This is a genomic window from Methylobacterium sp. 142-1Y (genome assembly GCF_057747795.1).
Window position 1 is genome coordinate 3,134,739 of sequence record NZ_CM173224.1, and the last position, 15,097, is coordinate 3,149,835.

Consider the following 15,097-nt stretch of genomic DNA (forward strand, 5'->3'; position numbering starts at 1 on the left):
CCGGCCGACCCTTGTAGGGCGTCGGTCGCCTGACTGCGCTCCCCGGCGTCCCGTCATGCCGACGCACGACCGAGGGCCGCGCGCACGGCGGGCTCCGCCGCCCCGGCGAGGTTTTCGGCAAGCAGCACGTCGCCGGCCAGCCTCTCCGGCGCCAGCCCCGCATCGAGGCGGCGCCAGGTGATCGTGCCGCAATCGCGCCGGGCCTGGGCGGCCAGGATGGCGGGCGTGGCGTCGGACGGGTCGTTGCGCCGGGCCGCGACGCGCGCCGTCAGGGTGGCGAGCGGGGCCTCGAGCCAGAGACCCCGGAACGTCACCCCGCACGAGGCCGCCAAACCGGCAGCCGCCTCCCGCTCGGCAGGCCGGTCGAACACCGCGTCGAGCACCACCGAGGTCCCCCCCGCCAGGACCCGGGCGGCCTCGTCCCGCATCGTCGCGTAGACCTGCTCGGAGACCGAGGCCGCGTAGGCGCCCGGCGGCAGGCGGGTGAGCGGCACGACCCCGTGCAGGCGCTTGCGGGTACGGTCGCTGCTCACGATCCGGGCGCCCGGGGGCGCACCGAGCCCGGGCGCCAGGGCCGCCGCGAGCGTCGACTTGCCGGACCCGCTCAAGCCGCCGACCGCCACCAGGCCGGCCGGCCGCTCGGCGAGGAGATCCCGCGCCAGGGCGAGATAGGCCCGCGCCTCGCGGCGGGCAGCCGTCGCGGCCGTCTCACTCGCCGTCGCTTCGCTCGCGGTCGCCTGGCTCGCCGTCGCTTGGCTCATGGTCACATGGGCGCGGATCACCGCGCGCACGGCCATCAGGAACGGCATCAGGCCGGCATCCGGCGCGTCGTCGGTCTCGTCGAGGTAGCGATTGAGCAGCAGGTTCGCGAGGTCGGGCCGGCCGCGATGCCACAGGTCCATCACCACGAAGGCGAGGTCGTAGAGCACGTCGATCGTGGCGAGGCGCTCGTCGAATTCGAGGGCATCGAACGGCGTCGGCACACCCTCGAACAGGCAGATGTTGCGCAAGGTCAGGTCGCCGTGGCAGCGCCGGACCTTCCCCTCCCGGCGCCGCGCGTCGAGCCGGTCGGCGTGGCGGGCGAGCCGCCTCCGAAAAAGGTCCGTCAGCGCATCCACCTCCCGGTCGGGGACGAGGCCGCAGGCCCGCAGGCTGCGGTCGCCGAGCGCGACGAGATCGGCCATCGCGGCTGCGCCGCCCGCCTTGGACGCCGGCGCCTCGGCATGGAGCGCGGCGAGGCGCCGGGCGAGGTCGGTCACCAGCGCCGGGGTGAGGCGCCCGTCCTGCACCATGCGGTCGAACAGGTTGTCCTGCGGGAAGCGCCGCATCGCCACCACGGCGTCCACGAGGGGGCCGGGCCCGTCGAGGGCGAGGCCGCCCTCCGTGCCGCGGGTGATCCGGTGCACGCCGCGATAGAGCCGCGCCGCACGGGCATTGGCGGCGATCTCGGCCCGGCACGCGGCGAGCCGGCGCCGGGGGGTCGAGAAGTCGAGGAAGGGAAAGCGCACCGCCCGTTTCAGCTTCAGCACCTGGTCGCCGGCCATGAGGACGACCGAGGCGTGGGTGTCGATCCGCTCGAGGGGCCCTTCCCCCGCGAGCCGGTGGGTCAGGAAGTCCAGGGTCTCGATCTGCGGGCCTGCCGGCATCGGTCTCCTCCCGTCTCGTCAGGCGCGGGGATCGGCGGAGGCGCAAGACCGCCCCATCGCCCACCGTCCCATCGCCCATGGCTTCACCGCCTCGGCCGCCGCCAGATAGGCCGCCGTGATCGCCGCGACCGCGGCGAGGATCGCCGGAGGCGGCGCCGTGAACCCGAGCCAGCCCGCGAGCGGCGTGAACGGCAGCGCCAGGGCGACCGTCAGGGCTGCCAGCGAGGAGGCCGCGAGCGCCGCGCCCGGCCGGTCGCGCCACGGCCGCCCATGGGTGCGGATGACGACGATCACCAGGATCTGCGTCGCCATCGATTCCAGGAACCAGGCGGTGCGGAACACCTCCGGGCCCACCCCGAAGCCGAGGAGCAGCACGCCGAAGGTGAGGCCGTCGAACAGCGACGACAGCGGGCCCATCACGGCGGCGAAGCGCAGGAGCGCGCCCCGGTCCCAGGCCTGCGGATGCGCCGTGCCGTCGGGCTCGACGCGGTCGAACGGGATGCCGAGTTCCGACAGGTCGTAGAGCAGGTTGTTGAGCAGGATCTGCATCGGCAGCATCGGCAGGAACGGCAGGAACGCCGCCGCGAGCGCCATCGACAGCATGTTGCCGAAGTTCGAGCTCGCCCCCATGCGGATGTACTTCAGGATGTTGACCGAGGTCCGCCGCCCCTCGGCGACGCCATCCGCCGCGACGGCGAGGTCCGGGGCGAGCAGGATCATGTCGGCAGCCTCCTGCGCGACGCCGCTGGCGCCCGCGACCGACAGGCCGATATCGGCGTGCCGCAGGCCGGGCGCGTCGTTGATCCCGTCGCCCAGGAACCCGACCACCTCGCCGCCCGCCTGGAGCGCCCGGACGATGCGGACCTTCTGGTCGGGGCTGAGCCGCCCGTAGACGTCGACCGCGCGCACCTGGACGGCGAGCGCCTCGTCGCTCAGGCCCGCCACCTCCGGCCCCGACAGCACCCGGTCGGCGGCGAGCCCGACGAGCCCGGCGAGGCGGCGCACCATGACGGGATCGTCGCCCGACAGGATCTTGACCCGCACGCCCGCGGCGGCGAGCGCCGCGAGCGCCGCGGCCGCGCCGGGTTTCGGCGGGTCGGCGAAGGCGCAGAGTCCCTCGAAGACGAGAGCGGTCTCGCTGCCCGTGCCGGATGCGACCGCGATGCTGCGCAGGCCCTCCTCCGCGAGCCCGTGGACCCGGGCGAGGATGCCTGCGCGCTCCGGCTCGCCGAGCGCGCCGATCCCCTCGCCGTCGCGCCGGGCTTTGCAGCGGGCGAGCACGGCCTCCGGCGCGCCCTTGACGATCAGGAGGCGCCCCTCCGGCCCCTCGGCCAGGACCGATCCGACCCGCTCCGCGTAGTCGAAGGGGCGCTGGCCGACCAGCCGCCAGCCGGTCGCCGCCTGCGGGCTGGCGTCGGTGAGCGCCGCGTCGAGCGGCCCGCGGTCGCCGCCGAGCGCCGCCGCCACGGCGCCGAGCCGGGCCGGCCGGGCAGCAGTGGCGCCCGCCGGGTCGAGGCTCTTCGCCAGGGTGATCTCGGCCGAGGTCAGGGTGCCGGTCTTGTCGGTGCACAGGACCGTCATCTCGCCGAGATCGTGGATGCCGGCGAGGCGCTTCACGATGACCTTGCGCCGCGCCATCCGCAGCGCCCCCCGGGCGAGGGTCACGGTGGTGATCATCGGCAGCAATTCGGGCGTCAGGCCGACCGCCAGCGCCACGGCGAAGAGCATCGACTCGACGACCGGCCGCCCGAAGGCGACGCGCACGGCGATGACCCCGACGACCAGCACGAGGGTCAGGCGGGCGATCAGGAGGCCGAGGTCGCGCAGGTCGCGCTGGAACGGCGACGGCTCCGCCTCCTCCGACAGGGAGGCGGCGGCGGCACCGAACAGCGTGTCGCGGCCGGTCGCGGCCACGAGGGCGATCGCCTCGCCGCTCTGCGCCACGGAGCCGCGAAACAGCGCGTTCACGGCCTCGGCCGGGCTCGTCGCCGCGACCAGCCCCGGCCGCTTCTCGACCGGATAGGGCTCGCCGGTGAGCGCGGCCTGCCCGGCGGTGAGGCCGAAGCTCGCCAGCACCAGGGCGTCCGCCGGCACGATGTCCCCCGCCCGGACGCGGATCACGTCCCCGGGCACCACCTCGTCGACCGGGACGACGCGGAAGGCGCCGTCGCGCCGGACCTCCGCCTTGAGCGCCACGCTGCGCCGCAGGGCCTCGGCCGCCCTCAAGGCCTGGCCTTCCTGGATCGTGTCGAGGCCGATCGACAGCATCAGGATGGCGATGATGATCGCCCCGCCGGCCCAGTCCCCGGTGAGGACGGTGACGAGGCCGGCCGCCGTCAGGATGAGGGCGAGCGGCTCGCCCATCCGGCGCAGCACCGCCCGCGCCGCACCGTCGACCCGGGCTTCCGCGTCGCGGTTCGGCCCGTGGCGCTCCAGGCGTCGCCCCGCCTCCGCGACCGTCAGCCCGTCCGGGCCGCAGGCGAGGCGGGCGCCCAACGCCTCGGGCGTGAGGGTCCAGAACATCGGCGCCGGACCCGGCGATCCGGACGGGCCGGGTCCGGGAAACCGGAGCTCCGGCGGACGGGTCTCGGAGGAGGTGCCGGGGCGGTTTTTGGAGCCGGTGGACGCGCCGACCCGCTGCGCGGTCCAGGATCGCACGTCGTCCCGCAGCATCGGCCGGTCTCCGCCTCCGGCGCCCCGCGGCCGGTGCGGCCACTCTGGGCGTACGGCCGGTCCCTGCCTTGATCCAGCGCAACCCGTCCGGGCCCGCCCCTCGTCCTGCGGGCCGCCCGCAGGCCCTGCGTCATACGATTTCCGACACTCGCTTCGCGATGCGGAAATCGGCTTCGCTCAGGCGTGTGAGGCGAAGCTTCACCGTCGCGGGCTTGCGATACGACTTCAGGAAGCGATCTTCCGGAAGTCGTATCACGCGTCGGTTCCGGGCTCGGACGGCGTCGCTGTCGCGGAAGGTACCAGACGGACCAGCAGGATGCCGACGACCATGGCGGCTACGAAGGTCGCGGCCTGGGCCGGCACGATCGTCAGGAGCGTGAGCGCGGGCCCGGGGCACAGGCCGGCGAGGCCCCAGCCGAGACCGAAGATCGCCGCACCGGCGACGAGGCGCGGGTCGAGGTCGCGCCGGGTCGGGATCTCCAGCCGGGATGCCAGCACCGGCCGGCCGCAGCGTCGCGCGATCGCGAAGCCCAGGGCCGAGACCGCGACGGCCCCCGCCATCACCAGGGCGAGGCTCGGGTCCCAGTGACCGGCCAGATCGAGGAAGGCCAGGACCTTGGCCGGGTCGCTCATCCCGGAGACGAGGAGGCCGAGGCCGAACAGGAGGCCGACGGCGAAGGCGGAGACGGTCTGGGCCATGGCTCACGCCCCGGCGAGGTGGCGCGTGACGAGGACGGTCAGGATGGCGACGGCCATGAAGGTGCCGGTCGCGACCATCGAGCGGGGTGACAGGCGGGCGAGGCCGCAGACGCCGTGGCCGCTGGTGCAGCCGGAGCCGAGGCGCGCCCCGAACCCGACCAGCAGGCCCGCGAGCGCCAGGAGCGGCAACGAGGCGCCGACCGTCACCGTGGGCAGGCTCGCGACGAGGCCGTAGGCGAGCGGTGCCAGGACGAGACCCGCGAGGAAGCCGGCCCGCCAGCCGGTGTCGCGCGAGGGCGCGGCCATGAGCCCGCCGAGAATGCCGCTGATGCCGGCGATGCGTCCGTTGAGGACCAGCAACAGGGAGGCGGACGCACCGATCATGAACCCGCCGAGGGTCGCGCAGAGGGGCGTGAAGCCGTCCATGGTGATCGCTCCGAATCGCCGCGGGGTCGAAACGACGGGCACCGCCTGGCCCGCGGGGCCGATGGCCCATCGTCATCTCGAACGAGACGATATTAAATTAGATAATTCTAATGTACCGTCAAGACGGAGACGTCCGCCCGGCACGGCCCGGTCAGCCGAGGCCGGGACAGAAGATGTCCTTGAGGGTCGCCAGCACCCGGGCGGCTCGGGGATCCTCCAGCCGGTAATGCAGGGTCTGGCTCTCGCGGCGAAACGCGACCAGCCCGTCCTCGCGGAGCCTGGCGAGGTGCTGCGACAGGGCCGACTGGCTCAGCGCGACCTCCTTGGCAAGGCTCGTCACGTCCATCTCGCCGCGGGCGATCAGCAGGCACAGGATGAGCAACCGCTTCTCGTTGGCGAGGAGGCGGAGCAGGTGCGCCGCCTCGGCGGCCTTGTCCTGAAGGCGCGTCAGGTCGGTCGGCGTCGCGGCATCCATCGGCTCGTCTCCCGGACCATCAGGCCCCGCTCGATGAGGCGATCCTAATAGGATGTCGCCGCCCCGTCCCCCGGCGGCCGGCCCGCGGGCGCGTCGAGAGCTCTCCCCCTCGGGTGGACCGCTCGCGCAAAGCCGGGCAGAAGCGGCGTTGCAAAAGCGGCTTTCCGCGCGAGGGCGGACGGGCATGGGGGAGGCGTGACGATGCGGCGGGCAGTGCTGTCCGCGGGGCTGGTGCTGTGCGCCTGCGCCGCCATGGCCGGACCGGCGCCGGGCCAGGGGCGGACCCGACTCCTGCCGGAGAGCGGCCGCGTCGCCGTGCGGCTGACCGCCGAGGAGCGCGCCCGCATCGGCGTCGTGACGGACCGTCTCGCCGCGCAGCCGCACAGGATCGAGATCCTGGCCTATGGCAGCGTCCTCGATCCCGCCCGCATCACCGATCTGACCAACAGCTATGCGGGGGCGGTCGCCTCCTTGCGCACCGCCAGGGCCCGGGCGGAGGTCTCCGCCGGCGCCCTGCGCCGGGCGCGCAGCCTCGGCCCCACGGTCGTCGCCGGCGCGCAGCTGGAGACGGTCGAGGGCAGCGTGCACACCGACGAGGCGGCGGTCGCGGCCGCCGAATCGCAGCTGCGGACCCTCGCCGCCACCGCGCAGCAGGAATGGGGGCCGGTGCTGGGCCGGGCGATCGTCGAGCGGTCCCCCCTCGTCACCCGGTTGATCGAGCGGGCGGACCTCCTGGTGCAGGTGACGCTTCCCTCCGGCGAGGCCATGAAGCCGCCCCCGGCCACGGCCTCCGCCGAAGTGCCGCCCCAGAGCGAGCGGGTGACCCTGCATTTCGTCTCGCCGGCGACCCGGACCGACCAGCGCATCCAGGGCGTCGGCTACTATTACCTCGTCGCCGGCGAGGCCGGCCTCCTGCCGGGCATGAGCGTGCAGGCCTTCCTCACCTCGCCGCGGGAGAGCGTCGGGATCGCGGTGCCGGAAAGCGCGGTGATCCACTGGCAGGGCGGCGCCTGGATCTATCGCGGCGTCGGCGCCGACACCTTCGCCCGGCATCCGCTCAAAGCCGACGCGCCGATCTCCGCCGACCGCTACGTGGTCGACGATCTCGGACCGGAGGCGGACATCGTGGTGACCGGGCCGCAGGCGGTGCTCAGCGAGGAGCTGAGGGGCCAGGTCCAGGCCTCCGGCGACACCGACGACGATTAAAAAGCAGCCCCCGCGTGACCACCCCCGATCCGACCCCGACCGAGCTGCCGCCGGCCGGTAAGCCCGCAGGCCTTCAGGCCGCCCTGGTGGCCTTCGCCGTGCGCCGGCCGGGGATCGTCGTCGCCCTCGCGCTCGCGCTCGTCGCCTACGGCCTCCTCTCGTTGAGCGCGGCCAAGTACGACGTTTTCCCGGAATTCGCCCCGCCCAGCGTCACGGTGCAGACCGAGGCACCCGGCCTCAACCCGGAGCAGGTCGAGGTGCTGGTCACCCAGCCCGTCGAGGGCGCCGTCAACGGCCTGCCCGGGCTTGCCACCCTGCGGTCGAACTCGATCCAGGGGATCTCGGTGGTGGTCGCGACCTTCCGGCAGGGCAGCGACATCTACCGGGCACGCCAGCTCGTCGGCGAGCGCCTGGCCGGGCTCGCCGGCCGTCTGCCCCAGGGCGTGGCGGCGCCTGCGATGACGGCCCTGACCTCCTCGACGAGCGCGATCCTGCTCGCCGGCCTCACCTCCGAGACCCGCTCGCTCATGGACCTGCGAACGGTGGCGGATTGGCGGGTTCGCCTGCGGCTCCTCGCGGCGCCGGGGGTGGGCGAGGTGCTGGTCTATGGCGGCGACGTCCGCTCGATCCGCATCCAGGTCCGGCCGCAGGACCTGATCCGCTTCCGCCTCGGCCTCAACGACGTGCTCGCCGCCGGCCGCCGGGCGACGGGTATCCGCGGGGCCGGCTTCATCGACACGGTGAACCAGCGCATCACCCTGCAGACCGAGGGGCAGGCGGTGACCCCGGCGGCGGTGGCACGCACGGTGCTGATCAACGAGGGCGGCGCGAGCGTGGTGCTGGGCGACGTCGCCGACGTGGCCGCCGGTCCGGAACCGGCGATCAGCGGCGCGCTCGTCGACGGCAAGCCGGGCGTCCTGATGATGATCGGCGCGCAGGTCGGCACCAACACCGTCGAGGTCGCGGCCGGCGTCGAGGCGGCGCTCGCCGAGCTGCAGCCCGGCCTCACGAAGGACGGGATCACCTTACGCAACGACCTCTTCCGCCCGGCCGAGTTCGTCGCGCAGGCCACCGGCCACGTATTGCAGGCCCTGGCGCTCGGCGGCATCCTCGTCGTCGTCGTGCTGGCGGTCTTCCTGTTCGACTGGCGCACCGCGCTGATCAGCGCGACGGCGATCCCACTCTCGCTCATCGGCGCCGTCCTGGTGCTCGGGGCGTTCGGCCAGAGCCTCAACACCATGACGCTCGGCGGGCTCGCCATCGCCATCGGCGAGGTCGTCGACGACGCGGTGATCGGCGTCGAGAACGCGATGCGCCGCCTGCGGGAGAACCGGCGCCGCGCGATTCCCCGGCCGGAGGCCCGGGTGGTGATCGAGGCCATCCTGGAGGTCCGGGTCTCGGTCGCCTACGCGACCTTCGCGGTGCTGCTGGTCTTCCTGCCGGTGCTGGCGCTCTCGGGCGTGCCCGGCCGCCTGTTCGGCCCCCTGGCGCTGGCCTACATCCTGGCGGTGCTGGCCTCGCTGGCCGTGGCGCTCACGCTCACGCCGGCGCTCGCGCGCCTGCTGCTGGCCGGACGAAAAGACCTGCCGGCCCGGGAGCCGCCGGTCACCCGGGCGGTGCGAGGGGTCTACGTCCGGCTGCTCGAGCGCCTGTCGCGGCACCCCGTCCTCGTCGGCCTGGTGGGCCTGCTCGTGGTCGCAGGCAGCGCGGTCCCGGTGCCGTCCTTCGGCGGGGCCTTCCTGCCCGACCTCAAGGAGGGGCACTTCATCCTCCACATGGCGACCGCGCCCGGCACCTCCCTGCAGGAGACCCTGCGGCTCGGCGGCCGCGTCACGGCCGGCCTCAAGGCGGTCCCCGGGGTGCGGGCCGTGGCCCAGCAGGTCGGCCGGGCCGAAGCCGGCTACGATCTCGGCGGGACGCATGAGAGCGAGATCCACATCGACCTCGCGCCCGGCCTCGACGGCGAGGCCCAGGAGCGGGCCGAGGCGGGAATCCACGCGCTGATGGCGGCCACTCCCGGCGCGACCTTCTCGCTCAAGACCTTCCTCACCGAGCGCATCGAGGAGGTGGTGTCGGGCTTCACGGCGCCTGTGGTGGTCAGCATCTACGGGGCGGATCTCGACCGGATCGAGGCGGCGGCCCGGGACGTGGCGCGGGAAGTCGCCGAGGTCCGGGGTGCCGCCGACATCCAGCTCCGTTCACCCGCCGGCCTGCCGCAGATCACCATCGCCTTGCGCTCCGCCGACCTGCGCCACTGGGGCCTCGACGCGGTCGAGGTGCTGGAACTCGCCCGCACCGCTTTCCAGGGCGACACGGTCGGCCAGTCCTACGAAGGCAACGCGGTCTTCAACGTCGTGGTCGTCCTCGCTCCTGCCGCCCGCTCGCGGTTGTCGAGCCTCGGCGACCTGCCCCTGCGCACCCCCGGCGGCAGCACCATCCGCCTGGCGCAGGTCGCCGACGTCTACGAAACGATGGGGCGCTACGCCATCGCGCATCACGGGGCGCAACGGGTGCGGGTGGTGACGGTCAACGTCGAGGGCCGGGACATCGCCTCGTTCACCGAGGCGGTGAAGCGCAAGATCGACCGGGAGCTGACGCTGCCGCCGGGCGTCTATGTCGGCATCGGCGGCGCAGGCGAAGCGCAAGCCCAGGCCCGGCGCGATCTCGCGCTCTATGCCGGCCTCGCCGGGCTCGGGATCCTGCTGCTGCTGGCCGTCGTCACCGGGTCCGTCGCCAACCTGATGCTGATCCTCGTCAACCTGCCCTTCGCCATCGTCGGCGGAGTGCTGGCGGTCGCCGCGACCGGCGGCCTCGTCTCCCTCGGCGTCATCGTCGGCTTCGTGACGCTGTTCGGCATCTCGCTGCGCAACACCATCATGATGATCGCCCATTACGAGCATCTCGTGCTGGTCGAGGGGCGGCCCTGGAGCAGGGCGACCGCGATCGAGGGTGCCGCCGACCGCCTGGTGCCGATCCTGATGACCTCGCTCGTCACCGGCCTCGGCCTCCTGCCCCTGGCGCTCGGCGCCGGCGAGCCCGGCCGCGAGATCGAGGGGCCGATGGCGATCGTCATCCTCGGCGGGCTCGCCAGCTCGACGCTCCTCAATCTCTCGGTCCTGCCGGTCCTGGCGCAACGCTTCGCGCGGTTTCGGCCGTGCCCGACCGTGGCGTGACGCGGCCCCGCCGGTCGTTCCGTCCCGGCGTCCTACATCGAAGAGCGTAGCCTCATCCGTAAACATAAGTTAGTGGCCGTGCATCGCGGTTGACTGATGAAGAACGGTTACGTCCACAGGATTAACCTCCATGGCCGCGCAGTCTGTTTGACGTTTGACCGTTGTCATGCATTCTTTATCGCGAATGCAGACGGGGTGGGGCGATGAACGTCGAAGAGAATGGCTCTGGTGACCGCGTCGTCGATTTGTGTGCCGCGATCATCACGGCTTACGTGTCCAACAATGCGGTGCCGCCGAACGAATTGCCGCCGATGATCGGCGCCATCCACACCACCCTGACCCAGCTGATGGCGCCGCCTCCGCCCGAGCCGCCGAAGCCCGAGCCGCCGATCCCGATCCGCCGGACGGTGACGCCGGACCACATCATCAGCCTCGAGGACGGCAAGCCCTACAAGACGCTCAAGCGCCACCTCGCCGGCCGCGGCCTCACGCCCGAGCAATACCGCGAGAAATGGGGCCTGCCGCGCGACTACCCGATGGTCGCGGCGACTTACGCCTCGCAGCGCTCGGAACTCGCCAAGAACAGCGGGCTCGGCCGCCGCCGCCTGCGCGGAGCCGAGGGCGGCGAGGGCGCCCCCGCCCCGTCCGGGCGGCGCGGGCGGCCCAGGAAATCGACCTGATCGACGGCCTGACGGCTATCCGGCCTCGCCTCTCCCCTCGCGCGGGTGTAGCGTCGGCGGAACAGCCGTGAGACGACGAGGGTTTCCGCCGATGCCGGAGCCGATCACCCAGGCCGAATACTGGAACGGCGATGTCGGCACCCGCTGGGCCGACATGCAGGCGGCGCTCGACCGGGTCTTTTCGCCCCTGACCGTTTCCCTGCTCGACGGCGCGGGCTTGGCGCCCGGCGAGCGGGTGCTCGATATCGGCTGCGGCTGCGGCGAGACAGCCCTCCTGGCGGCGGCGCGCACCGGGCCCGGCGGGGCCGTGACGGCGGTGGACGTGTCCCGGCCGATGCTGGCCCGGGCCCGCTCCCGCCCGGCCACCGGCGCGGCGATCACCTGGATCGAGGCCGACGCCCAGAGACATCCCTTCGCACCGGAACACGACGTCGCGCTGTCACGGTTCGGTGTGATGTTCTTCGAGGAGTCGCGCGCGGCTTTTGCCAATATCCGGCGGGCCCTGCGGCCGGGCGGGCGCCTCGCGATCCTGTGCTGGCGTGCGCTGTCCGAGAATCCCTGGGTGAGCGTGCCGCGCGGCGCGGTGCTGAGCGTGGTGCCCGAGCCGGCTCCGTCGCCGCCGGGAAGCCCAGGACCGTTCCGGTTCGCGGACGGGGACGCGCTGGTCGCGCTTTTGGGAGAGGCGGGCTTCGCGAGCGCCGCGGTCGCACCCATCGACCATCCGGTGGCGATCGGGGCCGACGCGGAGGAAGCCGCGCGCTTCTCCGCCACCGTCGGGCCGATCGCCGGGCTGTTGCGCGAGATCGAGGATCCGGCCTTGCGCGAGCGGGCCGTGGCGGCCTTGCGGCAGGCGATGCCGGCGGATCGCCCGGTGAGCCTCGGCGCGGCCTGCTGGCTCGCGACCGCGGTCAATCCGGGCTGACCGGGGCCGCCGCGCGGTCGCCCCGGTCGTCGATCCCCGGCCGTCCGGTCCGTCAGACGCCGCCGGCCAGCACCGCCACGCCCGCCACCGCGACCGCGGCCCCCGCGAAGGGCAACGCGCGCCCTTGCGCGACGCGGCCGGCGGCGAGCCCGAGGCCGATCCCGGCGAGGTGCAGCAGCGCGCTCGCGGCGAGGAAGCCGAGTCCGTAGGCGAGGCCGGAGGCGCTCTCGGGCATCTCGGCGCCGTGGGCATGGCCGTGGAACACCGCGAAGGCCCCGACGAGGGCGAGCGCCGCCGCCAGCGGCAGGCCGGCGCCGAACGCCGCCGCGAGGCCGAAGGCGACCACCGACAGGCCGATCCCGGCCTCGACGAAGGGCAGCGCGATCCCGGCGGCGCCGAGCGCCCCGCCGACCGCCATCATGCCGAGGAAGGCCAGCGGCACCGCCCAGAGGGCCCGCCCGCCCCGCGCCGCCGCCAGCAGGCCGACCGCCACCATGGCGAGCAGGTGGTCCGCCCCGCTCAAAGGGTGGGCGAAGCCCTGCGCGAGCCCGGCGGCGTCGCCGTGGCCCGGATGCGCCAGGGCGGCCTGGGAGGAGAGGAGCAGCAGGGCGGCGGCGAGGCCGGCGTGACGACGCATGATGGAGAACTCCCGGAGCGGGGTGGCGAAACCGTCGTGCAGGAACCGTACCGCAAGCCGGGGCGTGAACGAAACTGGTCCGGGCCGCGGCGGCGGCCATGGGACACGATCTGCGGCAAAACGGGCCGGGCCGGGGACGGCGCCGCGCGCCCCGATCCCGACGCCTCAATCCTGACATGCTGGCACCGGAGAGACAGCCTCGCACAAGGACCGCATCGGAGCGTGACGCCGGTTGGGGACCGCCTCCCGCCCGCCGTTGATTTCCCTGCCTGGGCCACGCATGGTCGCGGCGCTGCGGAAGCGTACCGAAGCGTCCTTCCGCCGTCGTGGCTCGTCCGCGGCGGCGCCGGAACGGATGAGCGAAGGAGAGACGGTGAAGCGCGCGCGGCTCGACCCGGTCGGATCCCAGCAGGCGCCCCGCGGCCGGTCCGCCGATCCGGGCCGCGAACCGCCGCTCGACCTCTCGGGCGCCGCCTCGCCCCGTTCCGACCGGCGCGACGTGAATCTCCGCTGGCTCACGGCCTGCGTTCTCACCGGCATGACCGGCGCCGGCCTGATCGGCTCCGCGATCTGGGTCTCGCTGCAGGGCGAGATCACCTTCGCGGAGCTGCCGCAGGCCGTGACCGTGGCGCCCCGCCCGGTCGCCAGCGAGGGCGGCACCAACCTCGCCCGCAAGGGCGACCGGTTGGTGCGCAACCCGATGGTGGCGCTCGCCAAGCAGAGCTTCAAGGCCCCGGTGACCTTGAGGGCCGGCGAGCGCGAGATCATCAAGGTCCGGCCCTTCGTGCGGATCGCCACCGCGCTCTCGGCCACCGCCGGGATGGCGGCGACCGACATTCCAGCCTTCGATCCGATGCGCTTCTTCGCCGATCCGGGCAACGACCGCGCCCCGGAGGCGCAGGCCGCGACGAATGCGGACGCGCCGGATGCCGAGGTATCGGTGGTCAAGCGCGATCTCGGCGACCTCGCGGTGCCGACCGGTTCCCCTGCCCTCTCGGACGAGGACGTGGCGGCGCAGATCGAGGAGGAGCGGCGCCTCGCCGCCGAGGCCGGGCGGCGCGCGGCGCTCCCGATCGCCCCCCAGCTGATGCTGTCGCGCACCCTGCGCAGCATGGCGACGCTGCCGGGCCTCGACGGCGGCGGCGATTTCGGCGGCGCGTCCGGCCCGTTCAAGTCGATCGAGGTCCGGGTGATGCGCGAGAACGTCACGGACCTCGCCAAGATGGAGCGCGAGCGCGACGCGCCGCTGGTCGAGGATCGCGACGTCGCGATCAAGCGCGGCGAGACTCTTGAAGGCGTGCTGAGGGCCAATGGCGGCCTCGACGAGCAGATCCGCCCGATCCTGGCGGCTTTGGGCACCCGCGTCCGCTCCGGCGCGGTCGGCGAGGGCCAGCAGATGCGGCTCCAGGTCGGCCCCGGGCCCCGGGCCGGCGATCCGCGCCAGCTCACCCGGGTGATCCTCTACGGCGAATCCGGCGTCGAGGCGATCGCCGCCATGAACGACCGCGGCGCCTTCGTGTCGGTGGCCCCGCCGGTGCCGGAGGGCACCGCGCAGAAGCCGGCGGCGAAGCCGGAGGCCGAGGACGACGAGGACGGCGGCACCGGCGCGCGCCTCTACGCCAGCCTGTACGAGACCGCCGCGCGCCACGACCTGCCGCGCTCCACCGTCGAGGACCTGGTGCGGATCTTCGGCTACGACGTCGATTTTCAGCGCCGCGTCGCCACCGGCGACGGGATCGAATTGTTCTATACCTACGACGAGGAATCCGGCGGCTCGGCGGAGCGGCCCGACATCCTGTTCGCGGCCCTCAATCTCGGCGGCGAATCGCGGCGGATCTACCGCTTCCAGTCGCCCGACGACGGCAGCGTCGACTATCTCGACGAGGCCGGCCGGTCGCTCAAGAAGTTCCTGATCCGCAAGCCGGTCGCCGACGGCAACATGAGCTCCGGCTTCGGCTATCGCCGCCACCCGGTGCTCGGCTACGCCAAGCTGCATACCGGCGTCGACTGGTCGATCCGGATCGGCACCCCGATCTTCGCCGCCGGCAACGGCACGATCATCAAGGCGGAGTGGGATTCGGGCTACGGCCGCCGGGTCGAGATCCAGCACGCCAACGGCTACGTCACCACCTACAACCACATGTCGCGATTCGGCCGCGGCGTCAGCGCCGGCGCCAAGGCGCGCCAGGGCCAGATCATCGGCTACGTGGGTTCCACCGGCCTCTCGACCGGCGCGCACCTGCATTACGAGGTGATCATCAACGGCCACTTCGTCGACCCGATGAAGATCCGCGTGCCGCGCGGCCGCGAGCTCGACGGGAGGCTCCTCGCCGAGTTCCGCCGCCAGCGCGACCAGATCGACGGGCTGATCCAGAAATCGGGCGCACCGACGACACTGGCGCAGCGCGAGGCGATGCGCTGAGGGTGCGGTTCGATGTATCGAGCCTCTCTGTCCAGACCTCGCCCTCATCCTCCGATGCCAGTCGATTGAAAATCGACTGGCATCGGAGGATGGCTCCAATAATCGCTCAGATCCCCGGAGCCCTCCTTCGAGGCTCAC

Annotated in this window: 11 protein-coding genes; 5 read left to right on the forward strand and 6 right to left on the reverse strand. The window is 73.3% G+C overall.

The genetic code is table 11. The annotated features are described in order from the left end of the window. Window positions 1-53 precede the first annotated feature (53 nt). The 5 genes from AC3AOF_RS14215 to AC3AOF_RS14235 all read right to left on the reverse strand — a co-directional run bounded on the left by AC3AOF_RS14215 (window position 54) and on the right by AC3AOF_RS14235 (window position 5,919). Window positions 54-1,646, reverse strand: coding sequence for a bifunctional aminoglycoside phosphotransferase/ATP-binding protein (locus AC3AOF_RS14215; RefSeq protein ID WP_236990190.1), 1,593 nt, complete (start codon window positions 1,644-1,646; stop codon window positions 54-56). 18 nt (window positions 1,647-1,664) lie between these two features. Then, window positions 1,665-4,169, reverse strand: coding sequence for a magnesium-translocating P-type ATPase (mgtA, locus tag AC3AOF_RS14220; RefSeq protein WP_488348864.1), 2,505 nt, complete (start codon window positions 4,167-4,169; stop codon window positions 1,665-1,667). Window positions 4,170-4,571: 402 nt separating this feature from the next. Next, window positions 4,572-5,018, reverse strand: coding sequence for a DUF6691 family protein (locus AC3AOF_RS14225; RefSeq protein ID WP_488348865.1), 447 nt, complete (start codon window positions 5,016-5,018; stop codon window positions 4,572-4,574). Between the two features lie 3 nt (window positions 5,019-5,021). Next, entirely contained in the window at window positions 5,022-5,444 is a 423-nt protein-coding gene (locus AC3AOF_RS14230) for a YeeE/YedE family protein (RefSeq protein WP_488348866.1), read from the reverse strand. Between the two features lie 151 nt (window positions 5,445-5,595). Further along, on the reverse strand, window positions 5,596-5,919 hold the full coding sequence (locus AC3AOF_RS14235) for an ArsR/SmtB family transcription factor (protein ID WP_488348867.1): 324 nt from the start codon (window positions 5,917-5,919) through the stop codon (window positions 5,596-5,598). 252 nt (window positions 5,920-6,171) lie between these two features. Between AC3AOF_RS14235 and AC3AOF_RS14240 the strand changes: the two genes are divergently transcribed. The 4 genes from AC3AOF_RS14240 to AC3AOF_RS14255 all read left to right on the forward strand — a co-directional run bounded on the left by AC3AOF_RS14240 (window position 6,172) and on the right by AC3AOF_RS14255 (window position 11,900). Further along, a complete protein-coding gene (locus AC3AOF_RS14240) occupies window positions 6,172-7,125 on the forward strand; it encodes an efflux RND transporter periplasmic adaptor subunit (protein ID WP_488348992.1) in 954 nt (317 codons plus the stop codon). Window positions 7,126-7,139: 14 nt separating this feature from the next. Beyond that, on the forward strand, window positions 7,140-10,298 hold the full coding sequence (locus tag AC3AOF_RS14245) for an efflux RND transporter permease subunit (protein ID WP_488348868.1): 3,159 nt from the start codon (window positions 7,140-7,142) through the stop codon (window positions 10,296-10,298). 203 nt (window positions 10,299-10,501) lie between these two features. Then, window positions 10,502-10,978 carry a Ros/MucR family transcriptional regulator gene (locus AC3AOF_RS14250; RefSeq protein ID WP_488348869.1) on the forward strand — a complete coding sequence of 159 codons (477 nt, stop codon included), beginning with the start codon at window positions 10,502-10,504 and terminating at the stop codon, window positions 10,976-10,978. Window positions 10,979-11,069: 91 nt separating this feature from the next. Beyond that, window positions 11,070-11,900, forward strand: a complete 831-nt coding sequence (locus tag AC3AOF_RS14255) for a class I SAM-dependent methyltransferase (RefSeq protein WP_488348870.1) — start codon at window positions 11,070-11,072, stop codon at window positions 11,898-11,900. 52 nt (window positions 11,901-11,952) lie between these two features. On the opposite strand, the gene AC3AOF_RS14260 is transcribed toward AC3AOF_RS14255, so the two are convergent. Continuing rightward, window positions 11,953-12,537, reverse strand: a complete 585-nt coding sequence (locus AC3AOF_RS14260; RefSeq protein WP_488348871.1) for a HupE/UreJ family protein — start codon at window positions 12,535-12,537, stop codon at window positions 11,953-11,955. A gap of 355 nt (window positions 12,538-12,892) precedes the next feature. Here AC3AOF_RS14260 and AC3AOF_RS14265 point away from each other — a divergent pair, with 355 nt between their 5' ends. Then, on the forward strand, window positions 12,893-14,959 hold the full coding sequence (locus tag AC3AOF_RS14265) for a peptidoglycan DD-metalloendopeptidase family protein (RefSeq protein WP_488348872.1): 2,067 nt from the start codon (window positions 12,893-12,895) through the stop codon (window positions 14,957-14,959). Window positions 14,960-15,097 lie beyond the last annotated feature (138 nt).

Bases quoted from the DNA above. Each gene is read 5' to 3' on its own strand.
- AC3AOF_RS14230 (WP_488348866.1), bottom strand. From the start codon at position 5,444: ATGGACGGCTTCACGCCCCTCTGCGCGACCCTCGGCGGGTTCATGATC.
- AC3AOF_RS14260 (WP_488348871.1), bottom strand. From the start codon at position 12,537: ATGCGTCGTCACGCCGGCCTCGCCGCCGCCCTGCTGCTCCTCTCCTCC.
- AC3AOF_RS14215 (WP_236990190.1), bottom strand. From the start codon at position 1,646: ATGCCGGCAGGCCCGCAGATCGAGACCCTGGACTTCCTGACCCACCGG.
- AC3AOF_RS14255 (WP_488348870.1), top strand. From the start codon at position 11,070: ATGCCGGAGCCGATCACCCAGGCCGAATACTGGAACGGCGATGTCGGC.
- AC3AOF_RS14250 (WP_488348869.1), top strand. From the start codon at position 10,502: ATGAACGTCGAAGAGAATGGCTCTGGTGACCGCGTCGTCGATTTGTGT.
- AC3AOF_RS14240 (WP_488348992.1), top strand. From the start codon at position 6,172: ATGGCCGGACCGGCGCCGGGCCAGGGGCGGACCCGACTCCTGCCGGAG.
- AC3AOF_RS14225 (WP_488348865.1), bottom strand. From the start codon at position 5,018: ATGGCCCAGACCGTCTCCGCCTTCGCCGTCGGCCTCCTGTTCGGCCTC.
- mgtA (WP_488348864.1), bottom strand. From the start codon at position 4,169: ATGTTCTGGACCCTCACGCCCGAGGCGTTGGGCGCCCGCCTCGCCTGC.
- AC3AOF_RS14265 (WP_488348872.1), top strand. From the start codon at position 12,893: ATGAGCGAAGGAGAGACGGTGAAGCGCGCGCGGCTCGACCCGGTCGGA.
- AC3AOF_RS14235 (WP_488348867.1), bottom strand. From the start codon at position 5,919: ATGGATGCCGCGACGCCGACCGACCTGACGCGCCTTCAGGACAAGGCC.